Source organism: Leclercia adecarboxylata (assembly GCF_006171285.1).
Taxonomy (GTDB): Bacteria; Pseudomonadota; Gammaproteobacteria; order Enterobacterales; family Enterobacteriaceae; genus Enterobacter; species Enterobacter barmai.
Genome location: NZ_CP040889.1, coordinates 3,170,635 through 3,191,502, shown reverse-complemented (window position 1 = coordinate 3,191,502; position 20,868 = coordinate 3,170,635). Strand labels below are relative to the sequence as shown.

At 56.0% G+C, this 20,868-nt stretch carries 20 protein-coding genes, 1 other RNA gene and 1 pseudogene; 9 read left to right on the top strand and 13 right to left on the bottom strand.

Annotated elements, in window-relative coordinates:
* Positions 1-51 precede the first annotated feature (51 nt).
* Positions 52-1,125: a LacI family DNA-binding transcriptional regulator gene (locus FHN83_RS17000; protein ID WP_139564447.1), complete on the bottom strand. Its 1,074-nt coding sequence runs from the start codon at positions 1,123-1,125 to the stop codon at positions 52-54.
* A gap of 76 nt (positions 1,126-1,201) precedes the next feature.
* Positions 1,202-1,810: a YczE/YyaS/YitT family protein gene (locus FHN83_RS16995; RefSeq protein WP_139564446.1), complete on the bottom strand. Its 609-nt coding sequence runs from the start codon at positions 1,808-1,810 to the stop codon at positions 1,202-1,204.
* A gap of 84 nt (positions 1,811-1,894) precedes the next feature.
* On the opposite strand from FHN83_RS16995, the gene FHN83_RS16990 reads away from it, so the two are divergent.
* Positions 1,895-3,316: a PLP-dependent aminotransferase family protein gene (locus FHN83_RS16990; RefSeq protein WP_139564445.1), complete on the top strand. Its 1,422-nt coding sequence runs from the start codon at positions 1,895-1,897 to the stop codon at positions 3,314-3,316.
* A 143-nt stretch (positions 3,317-3,459) separates the two neighbouring features.
* Here the strand turns inward: FHN83_RS16990 and FHN83_RS16985 are convergent, their stop codons facing one another.
* Entirely contained in the window at positions 3,460-3,678 is a 219-nt protein-coding gene (locus FHN83_RS16985) for a hypothetical protein (protein ID WP_039032397.1), read from the bottom strand.
* On the bottom strand, positions 3,675-3,926 hold the full coding sequence (locus FHN83_RS16980; RefSeq protein ID WP_039032396.1) for a hypothetical protein: 252 nt from the start codon (positions 3,924-3,926) through the stop codon (positions 3,675-3,677). Before FHN83_RS16980 ends, FHN83_RS16985 begins: the two co-directional genes overlap by 4 nt.
* A 423-nt stretch (positions 3,927-4,349) precedes the next feature.
* On the opposite strand from FHN83_RS16980, the gene FHN83_RS16975 reads away from it, so the two are divergent.
* The 4 genes from FHN83_RS16975 (at position 4,350) to FHN83_RS16960 (ending at position 7,452) form a co-directional block, all read left to right on the top strand.
* A complete protein-coding gene (locus tag FHN83_RS16975) occupies positions 4,350-4,961 on the top strand; it encodes a recombinase family protein (protein ID WP_139564444.1) in 612 nt (203 codons plus the stop codon).
* Between the two features lie 244 nt (positions 4,962-5,205).
* A complete protein-coding gene (locus FHN83_RS16970) occupies positions 5,206-5,691 on the top strand; it encodes a hypothetical protein (RefSeq protein WP_139564443.1) in 486 nt (161 codons plus the stop codon).
* On the top strand, positions 5,688-7,064 hold the full coding sequence (locus FHN83_RS16965; protein WP_139564442.1) for a PAAR domain-containing protein: 1,377 nt from the start codon (positions 5,688-5,690) through the stop codon (positions 7,062-7,064). The genes FHN83_RS16970 and FHN83_RS16965 overlap by 4 nt, the downstream gene beginning before the upstream one ends.
* Position 7,065: 1 nt before the next feature.
* Entirely contained in the window at positions 7,066-7,452 is a 387-nt protein-coding gene (locus FHN83_RS16960; RefSeq protein WP_176556500.1) for a hypothetical protein, read from the top strand.
* 76 nt (positions 7,453-7,528) lie between these two features.
* On the opposite strand, the gene FHN83_RS16955 is transcribed toward FHN83_RS16960, so the two are convergent.
* On the bottom strand, positions 7,529-8,503 hold the full coding sequence (locus tag FHN83_RS16955; protein WP_255296436.1) for a site-specific integrase: 975 nt from the start codon (positions 8,501-8,503) through the stop codon (positions 7,529-7,531).
* Positions 8,504-8,728: 225 nt separating this feature from the next.
* Positions 8,729-8,825: signal recognition particle sRNA small type (gene ffs, locus FHN83_RS16950), an RNA gene on the bottom strand.
* 166 nt (positions 8,826-8,991) lie between these two features.
* On the opposite strand from ffs, the pseudogene FHN83_RS16945 reads away from it, so the two are divergent.
* Positions 8,992-9,315, top strand: a pseudogene (locus FHN83_RS16945) (MGMT family protein); the annotation flags it as partial.
* Positions 9,316-9,347: 32 nt separating this feature from the next.
* Here FHN83_RS16945 and FHN83_RS16940 read toward each other — a convergent pair.
* Positions 9,348-9,917, bottom strand: a complete 570-nt coding sequence (locus tag FHN83_RS16940; RefSeq protein WP_039032394.1) for a YbaY family lipoprotein — start codon at positions 9,915-9,917, stop codon at positions 9,348-9,350.
* Between the two features lie 208 nt (positions 9,918-10,125).
* Between FHN83_RS16940 and tesB the strand changes: the two genes are divergently transcribed.
* Positions 10,126-10,986, top strand: a complete 861-nt coding sequence (tesB, locus tag FHN83_RS16935; protein ID WP_039032393.1) for an acyl-CoA thioesterase II — start codon at positions 10,126-10,128, stop codon at positions 10,984-10,986.
* A 95-nt stretch (positions 10,987-11,081) separates the two neighbouring features.
* Here the strand turns inward: tesB and amtB are convergent, their stop codons facing one another.
* The 5 genes from amtB to FHN83_RS16905 form a co-directional block, all read right to left on the bottom strand.
* On the bottom strand, positions 11,082-12,368 hold the full coding sequence (amtB, locus tag FHN83_RS16925; RefSeq protein ID WP_039032392.1) for an ammonium transporter AmtB: 1,287 nt from the start codon (positions 12,366-12,368) through the stop codon (positions 11,082-11,084).
* Positions 12,369-12,401: 33 nt separating this feature from the next.
* Entirely contained in the window at positions 12,402-12,740 is a 339-nt protein-coding gene (glnK, locus tag FHN83_RS16920) for a P-II family nitrogen regulator (RefSeq protein WP_032616849.1), read from the bottom strand.
* Positions 12,741-12,936: 196 nt separating this feature from the next.
* Positions 12,937-14,715, bottom strand: a complete 1,779-nt coding sequence (locus tag FHN83_RS16915; protein WP_139564440.1) for a SmdB family multidrug efflux ABC transporter permease/ATP-binding protein — start codon at positions 14,713-14,715, stop codon at positions 12,937-12,939.
* The gene (locus FHN83_RS16910) at positions 14,708-16,480 is read right to left on the bottom strand and encodes a SmdA family multidrug ABC transporter permease/ATP-binding protein (RefSeq protein WP_139564439.1); all 1,773 of its coding nucleotides are present in this window, start codon (positions 16,478-16,480) and stop codon (positions 14,708-14,710) included. Before FHN83_RS16910 ends, FHN83_RS16915 begins: the two co-directional genes overlap by 8 nt.
* A gap of 42 nt (positions 16,481-16,522) precedes the next feature.
* Positions 16,523-16,981: an Lrp/AsnC family transcriptional regulator gene (locus FHN83_RS16905; protein ID WP_039032389.1), complete on the bottom strand. Its 459-nt coding sequence runs from the start codon at positions 16,979-16,981 to the stop codon at positions 16,523-16,525.
* Positions 16,982-17,097: 116 nt separating this feature from the next.
* Here FHN83_RS16905 and FHN83_RS16900 point away from each other — a divergent pair, with 116 nt between their 5' ends.
* On the top strand, positions 17,098-18,144 hold the full coding sequence (locus tag FHN83_RS16900; protein WP_139564438.1) for a PLP-dependent cysteine synthase family protein: 1,047 nt from the start codon (positions 17,098-17,100) through the stop codon (positions 18,142-18,144).
* A 40-nt stretch (positions 18,145-18,184) separates the two neighbouring features.
* Here the strand turns inward: FHN83_RS16900 and cof are convergent, their stop codons facing one another.
* A complete protein-coding gene (gene cof, locus FHN83_RS16895) occupies positions 18,185-19,003 on the bottom strand; it encodes an HMP-PP phosphatase (protein WP_139564437.1) in 819 nt (272 codons plus the stop codon).
* A 102-nt stretch (positions 19,004-19,105) separates the two neighbouring features.
* Between cof and FHN83_RS16890 the strand changes: the two genes are divergently transcribed.
* Positions 19,106-20,806: an SgrR family transcriptional regulator gene (locus FHN83_RS16890; RefSeq protein ID WP_039032386.1), complete on the top strand. Its 1,701-nt coding sequence runs from the start codon at positions 19,106-19,108 to the stop codon at positions 20,804-20,806.
* The last annotated feature ends 62 nt before the right edge of the window (positions 20,807-20,868 follow it).

The following is a 20,868-nucleotide window of genomic DNA, read 5'->3' as shown; positions in this document are numbered from 1 at the left end:
AGACAGGGTAAAGCGGGAGAGCGTCATGAAGCGAGGGCGATCACAAAAGCGTTATCGGCGCGCCAGCTGTTCCGCCAGCAGCGCCAGCGATTTTAGCTGCTGCGCCAGATCGTCACTCCCCTGCGGGATCCCTTCCCGGGCGGTGGAATGGCGCTCGATCAGCGTTACCGGCAGCCGGGTTTGTGAGGGCGTCTTTTCTGTGCTGCCCTGCTGCGCCAGCAGCCACTCTACGCTGCGCAAGCCGGCCTCACGAAACGCCTGACGAACCGTGGTCAGCGGCGGGGTAAACCATGCGCTGTCGGTGGTATCGTCAAAACCCACCACCGAGATCTGGCCCGGCACCGCAATCCCTTTTTCGGCGCAGGCACGCATCACGCCCAGGGCCATCTGATCGTTTGCCACCAGGATCGCCTGCGGGAGAATCGCCCCGGCCAGCAGCTGATGGCCTTTTTCATAACCTGAGGCCGCGCTCCAGTCACCCTGAACGATGGAGCAAGGTTCCAGACCCGCCTCGCCTAAGGCTGATAACCAGCCCGCAAGCCGTGCCCGGGCAGAGACGGAACTTTGCGGCCCGCCGAGCAGGGCAATTCGCTGATGGCCCAGCGCCAGCAGGTGTTGCGCCCCCAGGTTCGCCCCTTGCTCTGCATCGAACACCAGGCTGTGTACCCGGGCGTTGGGGGTGACATCAAGAAATAACACAGGCACAGGAACGGCCTGCGCCTGCAGGCTTTCGGCCAGCGCATCTTCCAGCGGGACATTGACCAGCAATCCTTCCACGCGCTGGGCCAGCAGCTCCTGCACTGCCGCCAGGCACTGTTGCGGATCCTCGACCATTGAGATCAGCACGCTCGCCCCACGCTCCCCGGCCCGCGTTTTTACCGCCGACGCGATCTGCGAGGGGGCATGCAGCGCCAGATCGGTAGTGATAAGCCCCAGCGTACGGGTGCGTTTGCCTGCCAGCTGCTGGGCGCCGCGATTGGGTACATAGTGCAGCTCGGCCATCGCCTGCAGCACTTTCTCCCGGGTACGGGCGGAGACGTGGGCCGCATCATTAATGACCCGCGAGACGGTTTGATAGGAGACGCCCGCCAGGCGGGCGACATCGTAGAGGGTTATGGCTTTCATGCGCTTCAGGGTGCAGTGACGGATGTGTCTATTCTGTCATAACGCCTGGCGTAAAGCATGTGAGCGCTTCGCAAAATCAGACAACGCGGCCCGGCTCTGGGGCAACGATCCGCGGCTTCTGCCGAAACCACGGCAGGCAGATCTGGATCAGCGGACCGATGCTCAGCGCATAGAGTATGGTTCCTACACCAAAGGTGCCGCCCAGCACGCAGCCAATCAGCAGGACCGTAATTTCAATCGCCGTGCGTACGCTGCGAACCGACCAGCCGGTGCGGGCGTTGATCCCGGTCATCAGGCCGTCGCGCGGCCCGGCGCCAAATCCGGCCCCGATATACATGCCCGTCGCCAGCCCATTGACAATCACCGCGCTTGCCAGCAGCAGGCTGCGAGCCATCAGCGAATCAATGGCCGGAATAGACGCCAATGCGGCATCGGCGGCCAGGCCAATCACAATCACGTTACTGATCGTGCCGAGACCGGGACGCTGGCGCAGCGGGATCCAGACCAGCAGGACCAGCGCCCCGGTGAGGATCATGACGGTGCCAATATCCATTGCCAGCAGTTTTGCCACCCCCAGGTGGAAGACATTCCACGGATCGGCTCCCAGATCCGCACGGACAAACATCGCCGTTGACAGGCCGTACAGGCTTAATCCGACGTAAAGCTGAAGTAATCGACGCAACATGATCTTTCTCCGGTGGTTTCTGCTTTCATCATTGCCTGAAATGGCCCTATGATTAATGTCCAGTTTTCAAAAAGTGGACTGCCCGTGTCATCACGTCGATTTGGAAGTCAGTCATTGGTTCGCCTGCTGGGTCACTGGCAGGAGAGTGCCTCCCGTACCCCGCTGTGGCGGCAGCTGGCCGATGCCCTGCGCCTGCTGATCCTCGACGGCAGGCTGGCGCTGGATACGCGCCTGCCCGGGGAACGGGAACTGGCCTTAACCCTCGAGGTCAGCCGGACCACCGTCAGCAGCGCCCTGGCCCATCTGCGGGACGAAGGTTATCTCGAAAGCCGGCACGGCAGTGGCTCGCGGGTGATCCTGCCCGACAGCCGCACGCCCCCTACCCGCGCCAACGCCAGCGCGGCGCTTGATCTCTCTACTGCCGCGCTGGGTGCCGGGCCGGAGATCCATCAGGCCTATACGCATGCCCTGACCGCCATTACCCCGCATCTGACGCAAACCGGCTACGATCAGCTGGGGTTGCTGGCGCTGCGCGAAGCCATTGCTGCACGCTATACCGGCCGCGGTTTACCTACCCGGGCTGAAGAGGTGATGGTGGTTAACGGTGCCGTCAGCGGGCTGGCGCTGGTGCTGCGCATGTTCACCGGCCCGGGCGATCGGGTGGTGGTGGATCACCCCACCTACCCGCTGGCTATCGCGGCTATTCAGGGGGCATCCTGTCGGCCGGTTGGCGTGTCGCTGCCGCATACCGGCTGGGATATCGACGGCTTTGCCGCCACCCTCGCCCAGACCGCGCCGCGCCTGGCGTATCTGATGCCCGATTTTCACAATCCCACTGGCCGCTGCATGGACGAGAAGAGCCGGGAGGCCATCGCCGCCGTGGCTGCCCGGGCCCGCACCACGCTGGTAGTGGATGAAACCATGGTAGATCTGTGGTTCGATGCCCCTCCCCCGCCGCCGCTGGCCTCCTTCTGCCCGAACGGCAATGTCATTACGCTGGGCTCGGCGGGAAAAAGTTTCTGGGGAGGTCTGCGTCTGGGCTGGATTCGCGCCCCGGCACGCACCATCGCCACGCTTGCCCAGACCCGCGATACGCTCGATCTTGGCTCGCCGCTGCTGGAACAGCTGGCAACCCTGTGGCTAATTGAGAATGGCGAAACATTTTTATCTGCCCGCCGGCAGATGCTGCGTGAGCGGCGGGATGCTTGTGCGGCGCTGCTGCAGGAACATTTCCCGGACTGGCGTTTCCGGATGCCGGAAGGGGGTCTCTCTTACTGGGTAGAGCTGCCGGATATGCTGGCCACCCAGTTGGCCTCGCGCGCCGAAGCGGCGGGCATTCATCTGGGTACCGGGACGCGCTTTGGCCTCTCTGGAGCCTTTGACCGCTACCTGCGCATGCCCTTTTCCCTGGCACCTGACGAGCTGGAAAACGCGCTGGTGCGGATCAAGCCGCTGTGGATGGCGCTGAGTAACAGCGGCCACAGTGTAAAACGCACGCTGGTATAATCGCTTTGACTCAATGAACGAATGCAACAGTGATATTTATTACGGAAAAAGAGTGAGCGGGCGCACAAATAGCCGCTAATAAGACGAGATTTAAAAATGTCTGACTGTAATGGTTACAGTCAGACATTTTCAGCATGGGGAGATCAGTGCTGAGCCGGGATAGGGAAACCTTTCAGGGAAATAACAAAACTATCGCCTTCTTTCTTTATTTTTGCGCCGGTATCACACCAGTCAGACGCAATTCGAAAGAACTCATCACTGCCAACGTCCCAGCCCAGGCGGACATGTTTGACATAGCCAGAGCGCAGAAGCGAGCAGGCCTCTGAGTAGCTGCTGGCGGTTGATTGTTGATGTTGTTTCATTTTTTCTTCTTCAGAATTTTTCTTAACGCTTTGATTTCTTTAGGAGTAAATGGAGCTACACTCTCTTCTTCCGTATGCTGATTGTCGATATCCTCTTCCGTTACTCCCGCCTCATCTGCTACAGCAAACGCCATCTGCAGCAGCTTCTCTGTGGTAACGCTGAGATTCTCATTATTCACTTCGGCATAATGACGAAGCTTCTCTTTCAGCGCTTCGTCAATTTTCACATTCAGGACAGCAGTCGTCATGGTTTTAACATCCCTGGCACTATTTTCTTAAATTAATACACGAAGTTAACATTATTATCCAGATATATATTTCCTGCTTATAGATAATAAAAATGTCACACTTACCCTGCCGAAAATTTATGACAGAATAATGACAGTCACGTTTCAGTATGATGACAATTTGCGAAATAGACAGGCAGATATGAAAATATAAAATATGCGCACTATTGATGGGGATAATAGTAGAAAGGGGGATACGACAGACTTAAGTGGCGTGAATCCTTACGCCATCACACAAACGTAGCTTTTGAGTATACATTAACACTACGTGATGAAAGTGGCCTAAAAGGCGTAGCCTAAAAGGCGTAGCTTAAATAGCGCTTGTCCACTTAAACGCCACATGCAATTATACTACAACCCAAAAGCTACATAAAGACTACCCTGATGACCACCAGCCGAGTTTATGCCTATCTTCGCGCCTCCACTAAAGAGCAGGATGCTACACGCGCCAAAGCAGCATTGGCTGAGTTCGCCGCCGCTCATGATTTGGGTCACGTCACATACTTCATTGAGAACGTAAGCGGAGCCAGCTTACAGCGCCCAGAGCTTATGCGCCTGATAGACATAGCCGCGCCCGGAGACATTCTGTTAGTCGAACAAGTAGACCGCCTGAGCCGTCTCAACGCTGAGGATTGGGAGACACTTAAAGCTCAGATCGATAGTAAAGGTTTACGGGTGGTAGCTCTCGACCTGCCTACCAGCCACGTAGTGTTAGCCGCACAGGGTGAGTTTATGCAGTCGATGATGAAAGCTATCAACGGCATGATGTTAGAAATGCTGGCAGCAAAAGCCCGTAAAGACTACACAGACCGCCGCCGCCGTCAGGCTGAGGGAATCAGCAAGGCGAAAGCTGAGGGCGCTTACAAGGGCCGTCCATTGGACAAGAAACTGCACGAACAGATTCGCGTATTGCATGGAGCAGGTAAGACGAAGAGCGAGATCCATCGCCTCACAGGTGCAGCAAGAACCACCATTAACAAAGTGCTGGCGGCGTAAGCCTCATCCGTTACGGGACCACCAGTGCCCTACCAGCCCCTGATACTTGGGGATTTCCGGGGTAACAACCGGGAGTGCCTCAAAGTTCGCACTTAATAGTTCAAGCAATGCCGCAAAGCATCGTCCTATCCTCTAACCTTCTGTTACGAAACGTAGTTTCACTTAGATCTAATACTTGTTGCGCCTGTGGTTATTGTTTGTAAAATGACCTCTGTGATTATTTCTATAACAAGTAGAGGGACTTATGAAACAGTATAACAACGATCTTACCGCTGAAATCCTGGCATCTTTTAACGAACCGACCTTCACCCCAGAACAAATCGCAGGTATGGCAGATAGCGCACGCGCCATCATTGCTGAACAAGAAGAGATAAATCGGCGGCACCCCGTAAACAAAATCTACCGCTTTGCCACGGTCGGGAGCCTCACACGCCAGGGCGGTATTGTTCGCGAGACTCATCACAAAGCTAAGATGCAGGCTGAAAATGGCGAAATGATGAGCATTGCACTAAAAGGTGATGAAGTTGTTTATCCCGACGGAACTACCGCACGTATTGCCACCAGCACCGGAAAAAGTAAAACCTACGGCGGCGTCGGTATTGCAGTTGTAGGCAGCAAACTTGATAACGGCGATGAAATCATCAGTACCCCGCAATCTGGGGCAATGTGCGTAGATCGTGAAGGATTGCCATCAGCCAAGGATTTTCTGGCTGACGAGGCTACAGTATGAGTAACCGTTCAACATGGGATGGAATCCCCGAAGGACTTCACGGCGATGAAACGACTACGGGGGCGCAAGGGCTTAGTAGTCTTCCAAACTTTTCAAATGCGCACCTGGGAGCATTGAGACACGGCGATAAAACTGCGCCCTGCCCTAAATGCGGAGAGGTTGGGGAAATAATCGGTAACATCCCAACAATGAACCTTGAAGGAAAAATCGCAGCAGGAAATGGTGCCGAAGTTATTTGCGGCTGTCCGATTGGGTCTAACATTCTTATCTCCCCAGCAGGTCAATGGATGGGGAACACTCCAAGGCCAGAACCCGCTTGGATCAATTCATCAACTGAACCGGAACAACACGCACAAGCGGCTAAAAAGAAACGTATTGGTGTTGATGCTGGTTTTTGCGTAGTCCCTCAAACATCTACAACCGAATCTTTTGAAAGCATCCTGTTCGCTGGTGGTCAGCCAGAAGGAACACGCGAACTTTACCGCTCACTTAACGGTTCAGGTAAGGAGTACAAAGCCGGGTCTATCATGCTCGTGGTTGATCCTGACAAACAGGACAGCGAACAGATCGCCCACATGAAAGCAGCGAAACAGCGCATTGATACAGCACTGGAACCGCTAACGCACGAGGAAGCTAACTTCCTGCATAAACATTACGCTACCATTGCCAATTTCTCTAATATTGCGGATAAAGGCATTGGACTTGCAGCTGATCCAGTTGGGAAATATTTTGAGAATATCGAAAAGATTCTTAAAGAAATCCAGGAAACTTATAAAAATACCTATATGACGCGAGGCGCATTAATCGGCGAACAGTTTTATGTTAGACGTGCGCAACTCTTCACTGAACTTGATCGTGTGCTTAAAGTTGGCTTCCTGAATAAGGCCATGAAGTTTGGCGAGTATACAAAAATAAAAAATGCGCTTGGCTTGTCCACTAGTTCAATCACGCATAAATGGAATGAGACAGGGATCAGCGATATTGAAGGCTACGCAACGCATATCGAGCGAGCGGCTAAATATACTAAGGTGATGCGTTATGCTGGTTACGTTGGAATAGCATTTAGTGCGGTTCACTCAATCAATGAGATAAATGAGGCTTGTTCAACTGGTCGAGAGGCTGAATGTACTAAGAAAAAATATACTGAGATCGGTAGTTTCTCTGGTGGCCTTGCCGGTGGTTTAGCTGGCGGTGCGATAGGCATGGGCATATGCTCGTTAGTCTTGGGCACTGCTACAATGGCAGCAGGTGGTGCTGGTGCATTAGCTTGTGGCGTAATACTTGGAACCTCTGCTGGATATGTAGGTGGTGAACTTTCATCATCTGGTGGTGAGGCCGTTGGTGAGTTTATCTATAACAGTGTAGGACAATAAGATGAAAAGCGTAACCGCTATTTTATTTATCTTATTCGTCTTTACTACTATTGCTGCGTTTGGTTATTCAACGCTAAAGAACAAACAACACCTACAGCTTTGTGATGCATTTCGTGAAAAGTTTGGTTTTCTGCCAAGAGGTATAACTATTGCTCAGGCTGGCGGTATATTTTTAACATTCCAAAAAGATTTATTATTTTTCTTTCCTCTCATTGTTAGAAAGGGCAGCTTTATTGTTAGAGATATGGAATCAGAACATTATGACTTTATTAAAGATTTGCCTAATGAAATGATAAAATGGTTGAAAGTGAAGTTCTTATTACTTTTCATTGCCATCATTTTCTTTATTTCCTTTTTGATATTCGATCTATTGATTTTCAAATCATAGAGCATCAATAAATAACATGCACACTCTTTTCATTATATTAACGCCAGCATAACTGCTGGCTCCCTTGATACATAGCTCAAAGAGCCTCTATCACTTGCACCAACCGCGAGACATCAACGCCCTTCCCGTATCGGTTATAAGTTATCGTCGCATTCGAGTGACCGAGAACTTGGGAAGCGAACTGCTCAGGGAAACCATTCTGTTTAAATGTTGTGGCGGCGTAGTGGCGCAACGAATGGTACTCAGGCAAATCATGCTTACCCCTGAATCTCGTAAACCAACGGCTAAAATAGTGCCCATAACTGCCGAGATGCAAGGTAAGCTCAGGGAACAAATGCCCTTTTCTGTCAGTGATGAAATCAAGCAGGCCAAGCGTAAGAAGCTGCGAATGGATCGGAACGAACCGCCGCGAACTATCCGTTTTTATCGTCTGATTTGGGTTCAAGTTATCAACACGGAAGCACCAACCCCCCTCAACTCTCATCACGTCATTGTGGTAAAGCTGGCAAATCTCATTCTGCCTCATCCCCGAATAGCTACCAATCAGAATGATCCACCGCTTCCAGTCCTTCACGCCATGCAAAGCAATGTGCAATCGTTTCAGATCGTTGAGCGAGTAGGCAGGACGGCGATCCATCGGTGCTGTTGTTTCCTTAACACCCATCCCCTCAAATGTGTTTCGAATATCTTCATCTGTACGAGTGGCAAGCCATTTGAAAAACGCAGAGTTCTTCTTGATGTAACGGTTTCTGGTAGATGCAGATCCTTCCAAACTATCAACAAACGCCGCTGCGCTTCTCTTGCTAAATGGCTCTTTGGTCGCAGCCAAATACGCATTCACGCACCTGTTGATCGTCAAAATCTCGCGCTCACCCACAGACCCCGTTTTCGCATTGGCGTACTTCTCAAGCTCACTTTTCAGGTTCGGAAATAATGATTTCTTCTCGTTCACCAGTACAGGTGCAGCCAGGGCAGAAGATGAGTGTGCCGGGATGGCCTTGGGAACACAGGCGAAAGGCTGTGAGGTGATGTATTGTTCTGCACGTTTCATAGCTTCACGCTTTGAACGTGTACGCAGAGAAATACGAATCTCGCGCCGTCTCCGAGGTGTTGAATAAACTCTGCGGTAGTACCAGATCCCGTGACGGGAAAGCATCAGATGTGACATTGATTAGCCTTCTAAGTGATACACAAAAGTTGTACCACCAGCAAATCAATGCAAAGACAACAGGGTTTTAGCTATAGAAAACATAGCGTTATCAGAAATGGGTGGGGGCCCTGCCAGCTACATCCCGGCACACACGTCGTCTGCCCTGGCTGCTTCCTTCCGGACCTGACCTGGTGAACAGAGTAGCGTTGCGGGAGAACCAACAGAGCCCCCATTGAGAGCGTTGTTAACCAACGCGCTGGCGCATTATCACTGTACCGGATGGCAATTGCAAGTTAACCGCGTCCGGGTGATGTTTTATTGCGCAAAGCGTTTACAGAGTGGGCGCTTTCTTCCTCTATTGGCCGTTAATCTCTATCATGCCCGCAACACAGGAGAAAAAAATGGACGAGCACGACTCTTTTCCCCAGCGGGTATGGCAGATAGTCGCTTCGATTCCCGAAGGCAGTGTCACCACCTATGGCGAAGTGGCACGACTGGCGGGCTCTCCCCGCGCAGCCCGGCAGGTAGGCGGTGTTCTCAAACGGCTGCCGGAAGGCAGTACCCTGCCCTGGCACCGGGTCGTCAACCGCCACGGGGCGATCTCCTTAACGGGGCCGGATTTGCAGCGTCAGCGTCAGGCATTGCTCAGTGAAGGGGTGCAGGTGTCAGGCAGTGGAGAGATAGATATGCAGCGATACCGCTGGCGGTACTAAATGCCCCTCTCAGACGAGAGGGGCAGGGAACATTAAAGCTGGGTTGGCGCCGGGGTCGCCGTAGACGGGCTAACCTGGGTTGGTGACGTTGACGGCACCGTGGTCGGCGCACCGCCGCCAGGCTGCAGCGGCAGCGAGGTCTGCTGCACCGGGACCAACACCAGATCGGCTTTCGTACCGCCCTGATTGATTACCGGCTTCACGATGTCGGTCATCAGAACAACCTGATCGTTAATGGTGATCGCCGCACTCAGCAGAATACGGGCATTGGGCTGAACATCCGCCGGGTTAAACGGCAGTTCAAATTTGAATGGCGCCTGTTTACCCTCGGTACGCGTCGCCTGCTGCGCCAGTACTTTCGATGGCGAATCGGCCAGCGAGGCATCAGACAGGGTAACGGTTAACACCGCATCCGGCGGTAAAGCAACTTTCTGGCGGATCCAGATCGTACCAGAGACATTTGGCTGCTGAATAGTCGGCTGAGCGGCTACGCCAGCAGTATTCGGGTTCGGCGCTGGCGTCTGAATGTCTGCGCTTTTGTCTGCGCAGGCAGAAAGAGCGACCGCTACCGCTAAACCACTTAACACGTGCACGAGTTTCATTGAGTTCTCCTTATCATCAATGCACCAGCGGGATCGATACCGCCAGATGAGTGGTTAACATAAAGATAACGAGACTAAGTGTGGCACATATCAATTATTTATGCCTGGAATCCCCCTGTTATTCAGATTATTGCACCCATCGGACCACTTTCAATTCTGCGTTATACTCTGCGTATCTTTCGCCACGGCGTATTAATTGAGGACGACTATGAGTCAGGCACTAAGCAATCTGCTGACATTATTAAACCTGGAAAAAATAGAAGAAGGACTCTTTCGGGGACAAAGCGAAGATCTGGGTTTACGCCAGGTTTTCGGCGGCCAGGTTGTGGGACAAGCCCTCTACGCTGCTAAAGAGACCGTACCTGCGGAGCGCTTTGTGCACTCTTTTCACAGCTACTTTTTGCGCCCGGGCGACAGCCAGAAACCCATCGTATATGACGTTGAAGTCCTGCGCGATGGCAACAGCTTCAGCGCCCGTCGCGTGGCGGCGGTGCAGAACGGCAAGCCGATTTTCTATATGACGGCATCGTTCCAGGCCCCGGAGCCAGGCTATGAGCATCAGAAGACGATGCCGCCAGCCCCTGCGCCTGACGCGTTGCGTTCCGAGACCGACATTGCCCGCGCGCTGGCGCATCTATTGCCCCCGCAGGTTAAAGAGAAGTTTCTCTGCGACAAGCCGCTGGAGATCCGCCCGGTCGAGTTTCATAACCCGATGAAAGGCCACATCGCAGAGCCTGCCCGTCAGGTGTGGATCCGCGCCAACGGCACCATGCCGGAAGATTTCCGCGTGCATCAGTATCTGCTGGGTTATGCCTCGGACTTTAACTTCCTGCCGGTTGCCCTGCAGCCGCACGGCGTGGGCTTCCTTGAGAAAGGGATGCAGGTTGCGACGATCGACCATTCGATGTGGTTCCACCGTCCGTTCAATATGAATGAGTGGCTGCTCTACAGCGTGGAGAGCACTTCGGCATCCAGCGCTCGCGGGTTTGTGCGCGGTGAATTCTATACCCAGGATGGCGTGCTGGTGGCATCCACCGTGCAGGAAGGGGTGATGCGTAATCGGGGATAATGTAAAAAGCCGGGTGGCGGCTTCGCCTTACCCGGCCTACGGTACTCTCTCTTGTAGGCCCGGTAAGCGTAGCGCCACCGGGCAAGACTCTCGAATCACGCGTTATACGCATTCTCGCCGTGGCTGTTGACGTCCAGACCTTCGCGCTCCTGCTCTTCCGGTACGCGCAGCCCAACCGTCATGTCCGCCAGCTTGTAGCCGATAAAGGCAACCACGCCCGACCAGACTACCGTGATGGCGATACTTTCCAACTGCACCAGAACCTGATGGCCCATGGTCACGCCTTCTGCGTAGCCTACGCCGCCCAGAGAGGTTGAAGCGAAGATGCCGGTCATGATGCAGCCGACAATACCGCACACGCCGTGGACGCCAAACACGTCACAAGGGTCATCCACACGCAGAACACGTTTCAGCGCCGTCACGCCCCACAGACCGGCCAGACCCGCCACGATACCGACGATCAGCGCGCCACCGACACCAACAAAACCACAGGCAGGGGTAATACCTACCAGACCGGCAATCGCACCGGAACAGGCGCCCAGCAGAGAAGGCTTACCGCGTACCGCCCACTCGCCAAAGATCCAGGAGAGGATGGCTCCCGCCGTCGCGACAACGGTGTTCACGAAGGCCAGGGCCGCGATTTCGTTTGCCGCACTGGCTGAACCGGCGTTGAAGCCAAACCAGCCAAAGTAGAGGATCGCCGTACCGGTAAAGACCATCGGCAGGTTGTGCGGTTTGAACGCTTCTTTGCCAAAACCGACGCGTTTGCCAATCAGGTAAGCACCGACAAGCCCAGCTACCGCGGCGTTGATATGCACAACGGTACCGCCCGCAAAGTCCAGCGCGCCATGAGAAGCCAGCAGACCGCCGCCCCAGACCATATGCGCCACCGGCACGTAGGAGAGGGTCAGCCACACCACCACGAAGATTAATACGGCGGAGAAGCGGATACGTTCCGCCAGCGCCCCGACAATCAGCCCCACGGTGATACAGGCGAACGAACCCTGGAACGCCACGTGGATGTACTGATAGAAGCTGCCCATCACCGCGGTCAGTTCGATATTTTTCAGCATTGCCCAGTTAAAGCTGCCGAAGAAGGCGTTGCCCTCCCCGAAGGCCAGCGAATAGCCGTAGACCACCCACAGCACGCAAACCAGCGCAAAGGTCACCGTTACCTGAGTGAGCATGGAGAGGACGTTTTTGCCGCGGATCAAGCCGCCGTAAAACAGCGCGATCCCCGGAATGGTCATAAAGAGCACCAGCGCGGTGCAAATCATCATAAAGGCGTTATCGGCTTTGTCTGCTACCGCGGGTGCAGCCATTGCCAGGCCCGGCAACAGCGCCAGAGACCCCAGACCTGCTTTAAGTGTTGTTGTGTTCATTTTCTCGATCCCTATCACTGTGTGCCTGCTGTTTTACAGTGCCGCTTCGTCGGCTTCGCCTGTACGAATGCGAATAACGCGTTGCAGCTCAGCAACGAAAATTTTGCCGTCGCCAATTTTGCCGGTGTAGGCTGCTTTGCTAATTACGTCGATGACTTCATCCAGCTGATCGTCGGCAATCGCTACGTCAATCTTCACTTTTGGCAGGAAGTTGACGCTGTATTCCGCACCACGGTAAAGCTCTGCATGCCCCTTCTGACGACCGAAGCCTTTCACTTCGGTAACGGTCAGCCCCTGAATACCCATTGAAGAGAGTGCTTCGCGCACGTCTTCGAGTTTGAATGGTTTGATTACCACGGTAACCAGCTTCATATATCCCTCCAGTCAGAATTCGGTTTTGGCGAGCCAACGAAAGAGGTATTGCAAGGGGTGTGCCAAAAGTGAAAAGAGAGGGAATACGAGGCACGGCGAAGGCGTGACGAAAAAAAACGCACCATGACAGTGCAAGGTGCGTTTCATTTTTGCACCAACCGATTCAGCGGCTGGCTGGTTGCTTAATTTTAGTGCATCAGGCGCTGAGAGATTCCTCACGGGCGCTGGCGGCCAGCTCTTCCCCGGCCAGCTGCAGCTGATACATTTGCCAGTAACGCCCTTTTGCTTCAAGCAGTTGCTTATGGGTGCCGCGCTCAACCGCCTGGCCGCGATGAAGCACCAGAATGGTATCCGCCTCTACGATGGTCGAAAGACGGTGGGCAATCACCACCAGGGTGGTGTGTTCGCGTACCGCGGCCAGCGCCTGCTGGATAGCCTGCTCGGTACCGGAATCGATGCTGGCGGTAGCTTCATCCAGAATCAACACCTGCGGGGTATCAATCAGCACCCGGGCCAGCGCCAGCAGCTGCTTTTGCCCGACAGACAGGTTATTCCCCTGCTCGCCGAGCCGTGTATGAATGCCGTCGTGCAGACCGCGCGCCAGCTCCGCCAGCTGCACTTTCTCCAGTACGTCCCAGACCTGCTCCTCGCTGAACGGTCGGCCCAGCGTCACGTTGGCAAAGAAGGTATCAGCCAGCACCACCGGATCCTGCTGCACCATCGCTACCCCTTTACGCAGTACGCTGTGGCTCAGGCTCGACAGCGGACGTCCGTCAAGGCGGATTTCCCCTTCGGTGAGCGGGTAGTAGCCCATCAGCAGGCTGGCGAGGGTGCTTTTACCGCTGCCGGTATGCCCCACCAGCGCCACAAAGCTGCGGGACGGCACCGTCAGGTTGATATCCTGCAGCACCAGCCGATCGTCGCGATAGGCAAAGGAGACGTTGTCAAAATCAATTGTCCCGCTTTGCAGTTCGCACTCGTCATCGCCATACGCCTGGCGCGGGCGATCCATCAGCTCAAAGACGCGCTCACCGGCCACCACCGCCTGTTGCAGCATCGACTGCTGGGTGGTGAGTTCGATCAGCGGCTCGTTAAGACGCCCGAGATAGCTGATAAAGGCATACAGCACCCCGACTTCGATGGTGCCACCGGCGGCAAAGCCAAACTGCATCAGCAGCCCGCACAGCACCAGCGCCGAGAACAGGCTTAACAGCGGGCGCAGCAGGAAACCGTCCAGACGCAGGGTCTGCATGCGGGCCATATAGTGGGAGCGGCTGGCTTCGCCCATCCGCTCGCCAAAACGCGCCTGCTGGCGGAACTGCTGGATAACGCTCATGCCGTTGATGACCTCGTTAAAGCCATCGTTGATATCCGCCAGATAGGCCCGCACGCGACGCACAATCGGCGTGCTGTAGCGCTGGTAGATGATCATCACAATCATTACCGCCGGGAAAATCGCCATCGCCACCAGCGCCATGCGCCATTCGAGGCTGAACATCGCCACCAACATCGCGCCCACCAGGGCGGCGCTGCGCAGTACCGTAGCCACCACGGTGACATACAGGTCGCGGATCACTTCCGTATCGTTGGTGACGCGGGAGATGATCTGCCCGACTGGCTGGGTATCAAACGCGCTCAGGGGCTGGCGCAGGGCGGCATCCATCACGTCGGTACGCAGCTGCTGCACCACCCCGACGGCAGCCTGGTTAAACAGCAGCGACTGGGCATAGTGCAGCCCGGCCGCCAGCAGCTGCAGGCCAACGTAGGCCACCGCCAGCCCGGTGACTAAACCGAGCGGGAGATAATTTTTTGCCACCATGTTGTCGATGAAATAGCTGATCAGCAGCGGGCCGGTTACTTCGGCAATCGCCGCAATCCACAGCAGCACGACAGCCAGCGACAGCGGCTTGCGCCACGGCGAACCATACGCCAGCAGGCGCTTAAGGGTGGGCCACAGCTGGGAAAAACTACGCATCGGCGGCCTCCTCGTCGGTTTCCGGCACGTCATCCAGTGCCGCTTCCAGTTGTTGATAACGATACATATCGCGATACCAGCCCGGCTGTTCCGCCAGCTGTTCATGCTGGCCGCGCTGGGCAATATGCCCGTGCTGCATCACCAGAATTTCGCTCGCCTCGGTCAGAGCCGACAGACGATGGGCGCTGATGATCACCGTGCGCCCTTCTCCCCACTGGCGCAGGTTGTGCAGGATCTGGTGTTCGGTGCGGCCATCGACCGCAGAAAGGGCATCGTCGAGGATCAGAACCTCGGCATTCAGCAGCAGCGCGCGGGCGATGGAAATGCGCTGTTTTTGCCCTCCCGAGAGCATTACGCCGCGTTCGCCCACTTCGGTTTCGTACCCCTGCGGCAGGCGCAGGATGTCGTCATGAACGCTGGCGAGACGGGCGACGTGCTCAATCTCTTCCTGGGTCGCATGCGGGCAACCGAGGGCGATATTGTTGGCGACGCTATCGGAGAAGAGGAACGGCGTCTGGCTGACGACCGCCAGGCGGCTGCGCCAGCTATCCAGCTGCAGTTGCGTCAGCGGGATGTCGTGGAAGCGGATCTCGCCCTGGTCAATATCGAAGTGGCGCTGGATCAGCGAGAGCACGGTACTTTTCCCCGCCCCGGTCGGGCCGCAAATGCCCAGCATTTGCCCCGGCTGCAGCGTGAAATGGACATTTTCGAGCGTCGTTTTTTCCGTATGGGGGTAGGCAAAGGCCCGTACGGAGAATTTCAGCTCGCCGCGCCCATCCGGCACAGGCTCGCTGCCATCGTTGACCACCGGCGCTTCGGCGAGCATGGCGCGGATCCGGCTATAGGCCGCACTGCCGCGCTCGACGATGTTGAACATCCAGGCCAGGGCCAGCATCGGCCAGATCATCAGCCCGAGATACATGGCAAAGCTGGTCAGTTGCCCGAGCGTCAGTGAGCCGTTAATCACCATCCAGCTCCCGCCGCCAATGGCCAGCAGGTTGGCGGTGCCGATGGCGATGTAAATCGTGGGATCAAAACGGGCATCGATCCGGGCGACGCGCAGGTTTTTAGCCCCGGTATCTGCCGCATCGGCGGCAAACAGGGACGACTGGCGGTCTTCCAGGCCGAAGGCTTTGATCATCCGGATGCTGGTCAGGCTCTCCTGGGTACGGTCGTTAAGGGTAGAAAACGCCGCCTGAGCCAGCTTGAAGCGCTGGTGTAGCTGGTCGCCGTAGCGCTTGATCGCCAGCGCCATAATCGGCATCGGCAGCAGCGCCAGCAGCGTGAGCTGCCAGCTGATTTGCGTTGACATGACGATCAGCACCGCACACCCCATCACCAGCGAGTCGACCAGGGTCAGCACCCCTTCCCCGGCGGCAAAGACCACGCGATCGACATCGTTAGTGGCGCGGGCGATCAGGTCCCCGGTGCGGTGACGCAGGTAAAATTCCGGATGCTGGCGGCTGAGCTGGCGGTAAAAATCTTCCCGCAGCTCAACGGCGAGCTGGTATGACGCGCCGAACAGCAGCACGCGCCAGACATAGCGCAGCAGATAGACCACCACCGCCGTCAGCACCAGCGTGCCGATCCACATCATCACCCGTGCGGTGGTGTAATGCTGTTGGGTAACGCCGTCCACGACGTAGCCCACCACTTTCGGCGGGATGAGCTGCAGAATGGCAATGATAATAAGCAGGGCCACTGCACCGAGATAGCGTTGCCACTCCCGGCGAAAGTACCAGCTTAATTGAGCAAATAATCGCACGCGGTCTTTTCCTGAGGATCGTATTCCGGCAGCGCCGGGAAGTTATTCAATGGGTAAGGCGGTGGTGTATTTTATCTGTTCCATCGCGAAGCTGGAGGTGACATTCGACAGACCTGGCACGCTGTTGACCAGCCGTTTATAGAAATCATCATAGCGCTTCATGTCCGCCACCTGAACGCGCATCAGGTAGTCGTATTCGCCCGCCATGCGCCAGAAGCCCAGCACTTCCGGCATCTGTGATACCACGCTGACGAATCCGCAGTACCAGTCGCTGCTGTGGTGCTGCGTTTTTATCAGCACAAACGCGGTCAGGCCAAGCCCCAGTTTTTCAGGATCGAGCAGCGCCACGCGTCCCAGCAAAATGCCTTCGTCTTCGAGTCGCTTAAGGCGTTTCCAGCAGGGCGTGGTGGTCAGATTAACGGCATCCGCCAGCGCCTGCAAAGAGAGGGTGCAGTCGCTTTGCAGTAAGGACAGCAGCTTACGGTCAATTTTATCTAGCATACCCACCCCCGCAGAGAAAAATTTTCTCTTCTCATTCTATTTTAAAGGCCAGATAGCAACAATTTTTTCTGTGCTTTTCGCTATGCTGGGCACAAAATGACAAACGGATTACTTCGATGAATAGCACCTGGGTTAAAAACGCCATCAGTGAAATTAACGCCGATTATCAGCGCTCGGCGGATACACACCTTATTCGCCTCGCCCTGCCCGGCTTTCCGGGTATCCAGCTCTATCTGAAGGACGAAAGCACCCACCCGACCGGCAGCCTGAAGCACCGTCTGGCGCGCTCTCTGTTCCTGTACGGGCTCTGTAACGGCTGGATCAATGAGGGCACCACCATTATTGAATCCTCTTCCGGCTCAACCGCCGTCTCTGAGGCCTATTTTGCCCGCCTGCTTGGACTGCCGTTTATCGCCGTTATGCCCTCCTGCACGGCAAAACGCAAAATCGAACAGATCGAATTTTATGGCGGACGCTGCCACTTTGTGGAAAGCGCCTGTGAAATTTATGCCGCGTCAGAGATGCTGGCCCGGGAGCTGAACGGCCATTATATGGACCAGTTTACCTTCGCGGAGCGGGCAACCGACTGGCGCGGCAATAACAACATTGCCGACAGTATCTTCCGGCAGATGCAAAATGAACCCCACCCGGTGCCGACGCATATCGTGATGAGCGCCGGAACCGGCGGCACTTCGGCCACCATTGGCCGCTATATTCGCTGCCAGGGTTATGATACTCGCCTGATGGTAGTGGACCCGCAGAGCTCGGTGTTCCTCGATTACTGGCAGCAGCGCGATCCGGCCCTGCGCAGCCCGGTGGGCAGCAAAATTGAAGGGATTGGCCGCCCGCGCGTCGAGCCTTCGTTTATCCCGGATGTAGTGGACGAGATGCTCCGCGTGCCCGATGCCGCCAGCGTTGCCACCGCTCACTGGCTGGAAACCCAGCTCGGTCGCAAGGTGGGTGCCTCCACCGGGACCAATATGTGGGGCGCGTTGCAGCTGGCGGCGCGGATGCGTGACGCGGGGCAAACCGGCTCCATCGTTACTCTGCTGTGCGACAGCGGCGAGCGCTACCTGGACACCTACTACAACGCCGAATGGGTAAAAACGAATATTGGCGATGTGGCGCCGTGGCTGGCAGAAATTGCCCGGCTGGTGAAATAAAAAAAGCCAGACTTTCGTCTGGCTTGCTGGAAGGGTCTCACTATTCGGGGGAATAAGGAAGATCGGGTGTATCCAGCCAATGGGTTAAGAAATGGGACACGGCCTCGTTGCGGCAGTGTCCAATAACGGGTAAATGCGAGAGCTCGGCGATCAGCTGCGGCATCGCATTGCCCATAATCAGGCCGCGCCCTACGCTGCCCAGCATCTCGCGATCGTTCATCGCATCGCCAAACGCCATACACTCCTGCATGCTCAGCCCGAGATGCTCGCTCAGTACCGCCAGAGCGGAACCTTTGTTGCATCCGACCGGCAGCACCTCCAGGCAATCGATCGCCGAGAAGGTGAGATGCGCGCGGTTGCCCAGCGCCTCGTTGAGCTGAATGCGCAGGCGGCACAGATCGTCATGATCGCTGCAGAAACAGATTTTGGTTACCGCATGGGCCGGAATGCGGCGCAGATCGGTCAGCTGATACTGAAAGCCGCTGTAGACGTGCGCTTCGAGCATCGCCGGGATTTCTTTTCCTGTCAGCCACCCGGTGTCGTTAAAAACGTGGATACTGGCCTGGGTATCCCAGGTGCTGTGCAGCACTTGTTCAGCCACATCCGGGGCGAGATCCTGGCGATAAAGCACATCACCCTCCACCGAGTGAATACGCGTTCCGTTGCCGGTAATCAAAAAGGCGTCGAGGGAGAGAGCGCCCATTAAATGGCGCATCTCCAGCACATGTCGGCCCGTGGCGAAGGTGAGCGTAACGTCACGTTCGTGCAGACGCTTAAGGACGCTCAGCGTTTTGTCACCTAAACGGTGATCCGGCATTAATAAGGTGCCGTCCATATCAAATGCAGCCAGCCGCGCCATGGGAACTCCGAAAATGTGAAGGGGATTAACTTGTGCATCAGTATTGCCTGTTATATACGGAAGTAATACTGAATAGATGGAAATTATTGTTCCGGGTTTACGATGCGCCAGCTTAATCGACTTAATCAGTTCCAGCGCCTGTGGCAACCCTCTGCCGGTGCGCCTCAGCAGGTGAGCGTGGCCGAACTGGCCAGCCGCTGTTTTTGCAGTGAACGGCATGTGCGCACGCTGCTGCGACAGGCGCAGGAGGCTGGGTGGCTGAGCTGGCACGCGCAATCCGGACGCGGAAAACGCGGCGAGCTGCGATTCCACGTCACGCCGGAGTCGTTACGTAACGCGATGATGGAAGAGGCGCTGAAGAGCGGACAGCAGCACAACGCGCTCGCGCTGGCCCAGCTGGCCCCCCAGGCTCTGCGTGCCCTGCTGCATCCTTTTTTGGGCGGACAGTGGCAGAACGATACCCCGACGCTGCGTATTCCGTATTATCGCCCGCTCGATCCGCTCCGGCCGGGCTTTTTACCGGGCCGCGCTGAACAGCATCTCGTAGGGCAGATCTTTTCCGGTCTGACGCGGTTCAACGACACCCGCAGCGAGCCTGCGGGCGATCTGGCGCATCACTGGGAGATCGCATCTGACGGATTACGCTGGCACTTCTACCTCCGCTCAACCCTGCACTGGCATAACGGGGATAAAATCGAGGCCGCCCAGCTCCAGAGCCAGCTGGCGAAGCTGCTGACCCTTCCCGCCCTGCGCAAACTGTTTAACAGCGTGAAGCAGATAGAGGTCACGCATCCCCAGTGCCTGACCATTGTGTTACATCACCCCGACTACTGGCTGGCGCACCGTCTGGCAAGCTATTGCAGCCATCTTGCCCATCCTGAACAGCCTTTAATCGGCAGCGGACCGTTTCGCCTGGCGATCTTCGATCCCGACCTTGTCCGGCTGGAAAGCCACGAGCAGTATCATCTCGGCCACCCGCTGCTGAAAGCGATCGAATTCTGGATCACCCCCCAGCTTTTTGACCAGGATTTAGGCACCAGCTGTCGTCATCCGGTGCAGATAGCTATTGGCGAGCCGGAGGAGCTTGCCAGCCTGCGGCTGGTCAGTAACAGTATTAGCCTCGGTTTTTGCTACCTCACCCTGAAGCAGAGTGACCGGCTAAGCGAAGCGCAGGCCCGCAGGGTGATTGATATTATTCATCACACATCGCTTCTGCATACCCTGCCGCTGGACGAGAATCTCATCACCCCGACCCAGGAGTTACTGCCTGGCTGGTCGATCCCCCAGTGGACCCGGGAACAGGAAACCGTTCTGCCGAAGACGCTAACCCTGCTTTATCACCTGCCGGTGGAACTGCATACCATGGCGGAGCAGCTTAAACGCTATCTGGCCCAGGAAGGGTGCGAGCTCAGGGTGATTTTTCACGACGCGAAAACCTGGGATGGCTGCACCGCGCTCGCGGACGCCGATATCATGATGGGGGACAGATTAATTGGCGAGGCGCCAGAGTACACCCTTGAGCAGTGGTTGCGCTGCGACACGCTGTGGTCCTGGTTGCTCAGCGCGCCGCAGTTTGCGCACCTGATGGCAACCCTGGATGCTGTGCAGACGCAGCCCGACGCCTCTGCCCGCCATCTGGCGCTGAAGGAGGTTTACTCCCGCCTGATGGAGCAGGCCGTGCTGACCCCGCTGTTCAACTATCAGTACCAGATCAGCGCCCCGCCGGGGGTAAACGGTATCCGGCTGAATCCGCGCGGCTGGTTTGATTTTACCGAGGCCTGGCTACCCGCACCAAAAACGTGAAGAAGCTGGTCGCCACCACGGGCAGACGTTACCATATGTCTTTAATCTTCAACGTTGGGAAG

Excerpts from the sequence above, each read along its gene's own strand:
- FHN83_RS17000 (WP_139564447.1), bottom strand. The coding sequence starts at position 1,125 with ATGAAAGCCATAACCCTCTACGATGTCGCCCGCCTGGCGGGCGTCTCC.
- FHN83_RS16995 (WP_139564446.1), bottom strand. The coding sequence starts at position 1,810 with ATGTTGCGTCGATTACTTCAGCTTTACGTCGGATTAAGCCTGTACGGC.
- FHN83_RS16985 (WP_039032397.1), bottom strand. The coding sequence starts at position 3,678 with ATGAAACAACATCAACAATCAACCGCCAGCAGCTACTCAGAGGCCTGC.
- FHN83_RS16980 (WP_039032396.1), bottom strand. The coding sequence starts at position 3,926 with ATGACGACTGCTGTCCTGAATGTGAAAATTGACGAAGCGCTGAAAGAG.
- FHN83_RS16975 (WP_139564444.1), top strand. The coding sequence starts at position 4,350 with ATGACCACCAGCCGAGTTTATGCCTATCTTCGCGCCTCCACTAAAGAG.
- FHN83_RS16970 (WP_139564443.1), top strand. The coding sequence starts at position 5,206 with ATGAAACAGTATAACAACGATCTTACCGCTGAAATCCTGGCATCTTTT.
- FHN83_RS16965 (WP_139564442.1), top strand. The coding sequence starts at position 5,688 with ATGAGTAACCGTTCAACATGGGATGGAATCCCCGAAGGACTTCACGGC.
- FHN83_RS16960 (WP_176556500.1), top strand. The coding sequence starts at position 7,066 with ATGAAAAGCGTAACCGCTATTTTATTTATCTTATTCGTCTTTACTACT.
- FHN83_RS16955 (WP_255296436.1), bottom strand. The coding sequence starts at position 8,503 with ATGAAACGTGCAGAACAATACATCACCTCACAGCCTTTCGCCTGTGTT.
- FHN83_RS16940 (WP_039032394.1), bottom strand. The coding sequence starts at position 9,917 with ATGAAACTCGTGCACGTGTTAAGTGGTTTAGCGGTAGCGGTCGCTCTT.
- tesB (WP_039032393.1), top strand. The coding sequence starts at position 10,126 with ATGAGTCAGGCACTAAGCAATCTGCTGACATTATTAAACCTGGAAAAA.
- amtB (WP_039032392.1), bottom strand. The coding sequence starts at position 12,368 with ATGAACACAACAACACTTAAAGCAGGTCTGGGGTCTCTGGCGCTGTTG.
- glnK (WP_032616849.1), bottom strand. The coding sequence starts at position 12,740 with ATGAAGCTGGTTACCGTGGTAATCAAACCATTCAAACTCGAAGACGTG.
- FHN83_RS16915 (WP_139564440.1), bottom strand. The coding sequence starts at position 14,715 with ATGCGTAGTTTTTCCCAGCTGTGGCCCACCCTTAAGCGCCTGCTGGCG.
- FHN83_RS16905 (WP_039032389.1), bottom strand. The coding sequence starts at position 16,981 with ATGCTAGATAAAATTGACCGTAAGCTGCTGTCCTTACTGCAAAGCGAC.
- FHN83_RS16900 (WP_139564438.1), top strand. The coding sequence starts at position 17,098 with ATGAATAGCACCTGGGTTAAAAACGCCATCAGTGAAATTAACGCCGAT.
- cof (WP_139564437.1), bottom strand. The coding sequence starts at position 19,003 with ATGGCGCGGCTGGCTGCATTTGATATGGACGGCACCTTATTAATGCCG.
- FHN83_RS16890 (WP_039032386.1), top strand. The coding sequence starts at position 19,106 with ATGCGCCAGCTTAATCGACTTAATCAGTTCCAGCGCCTGTGGCAACCC.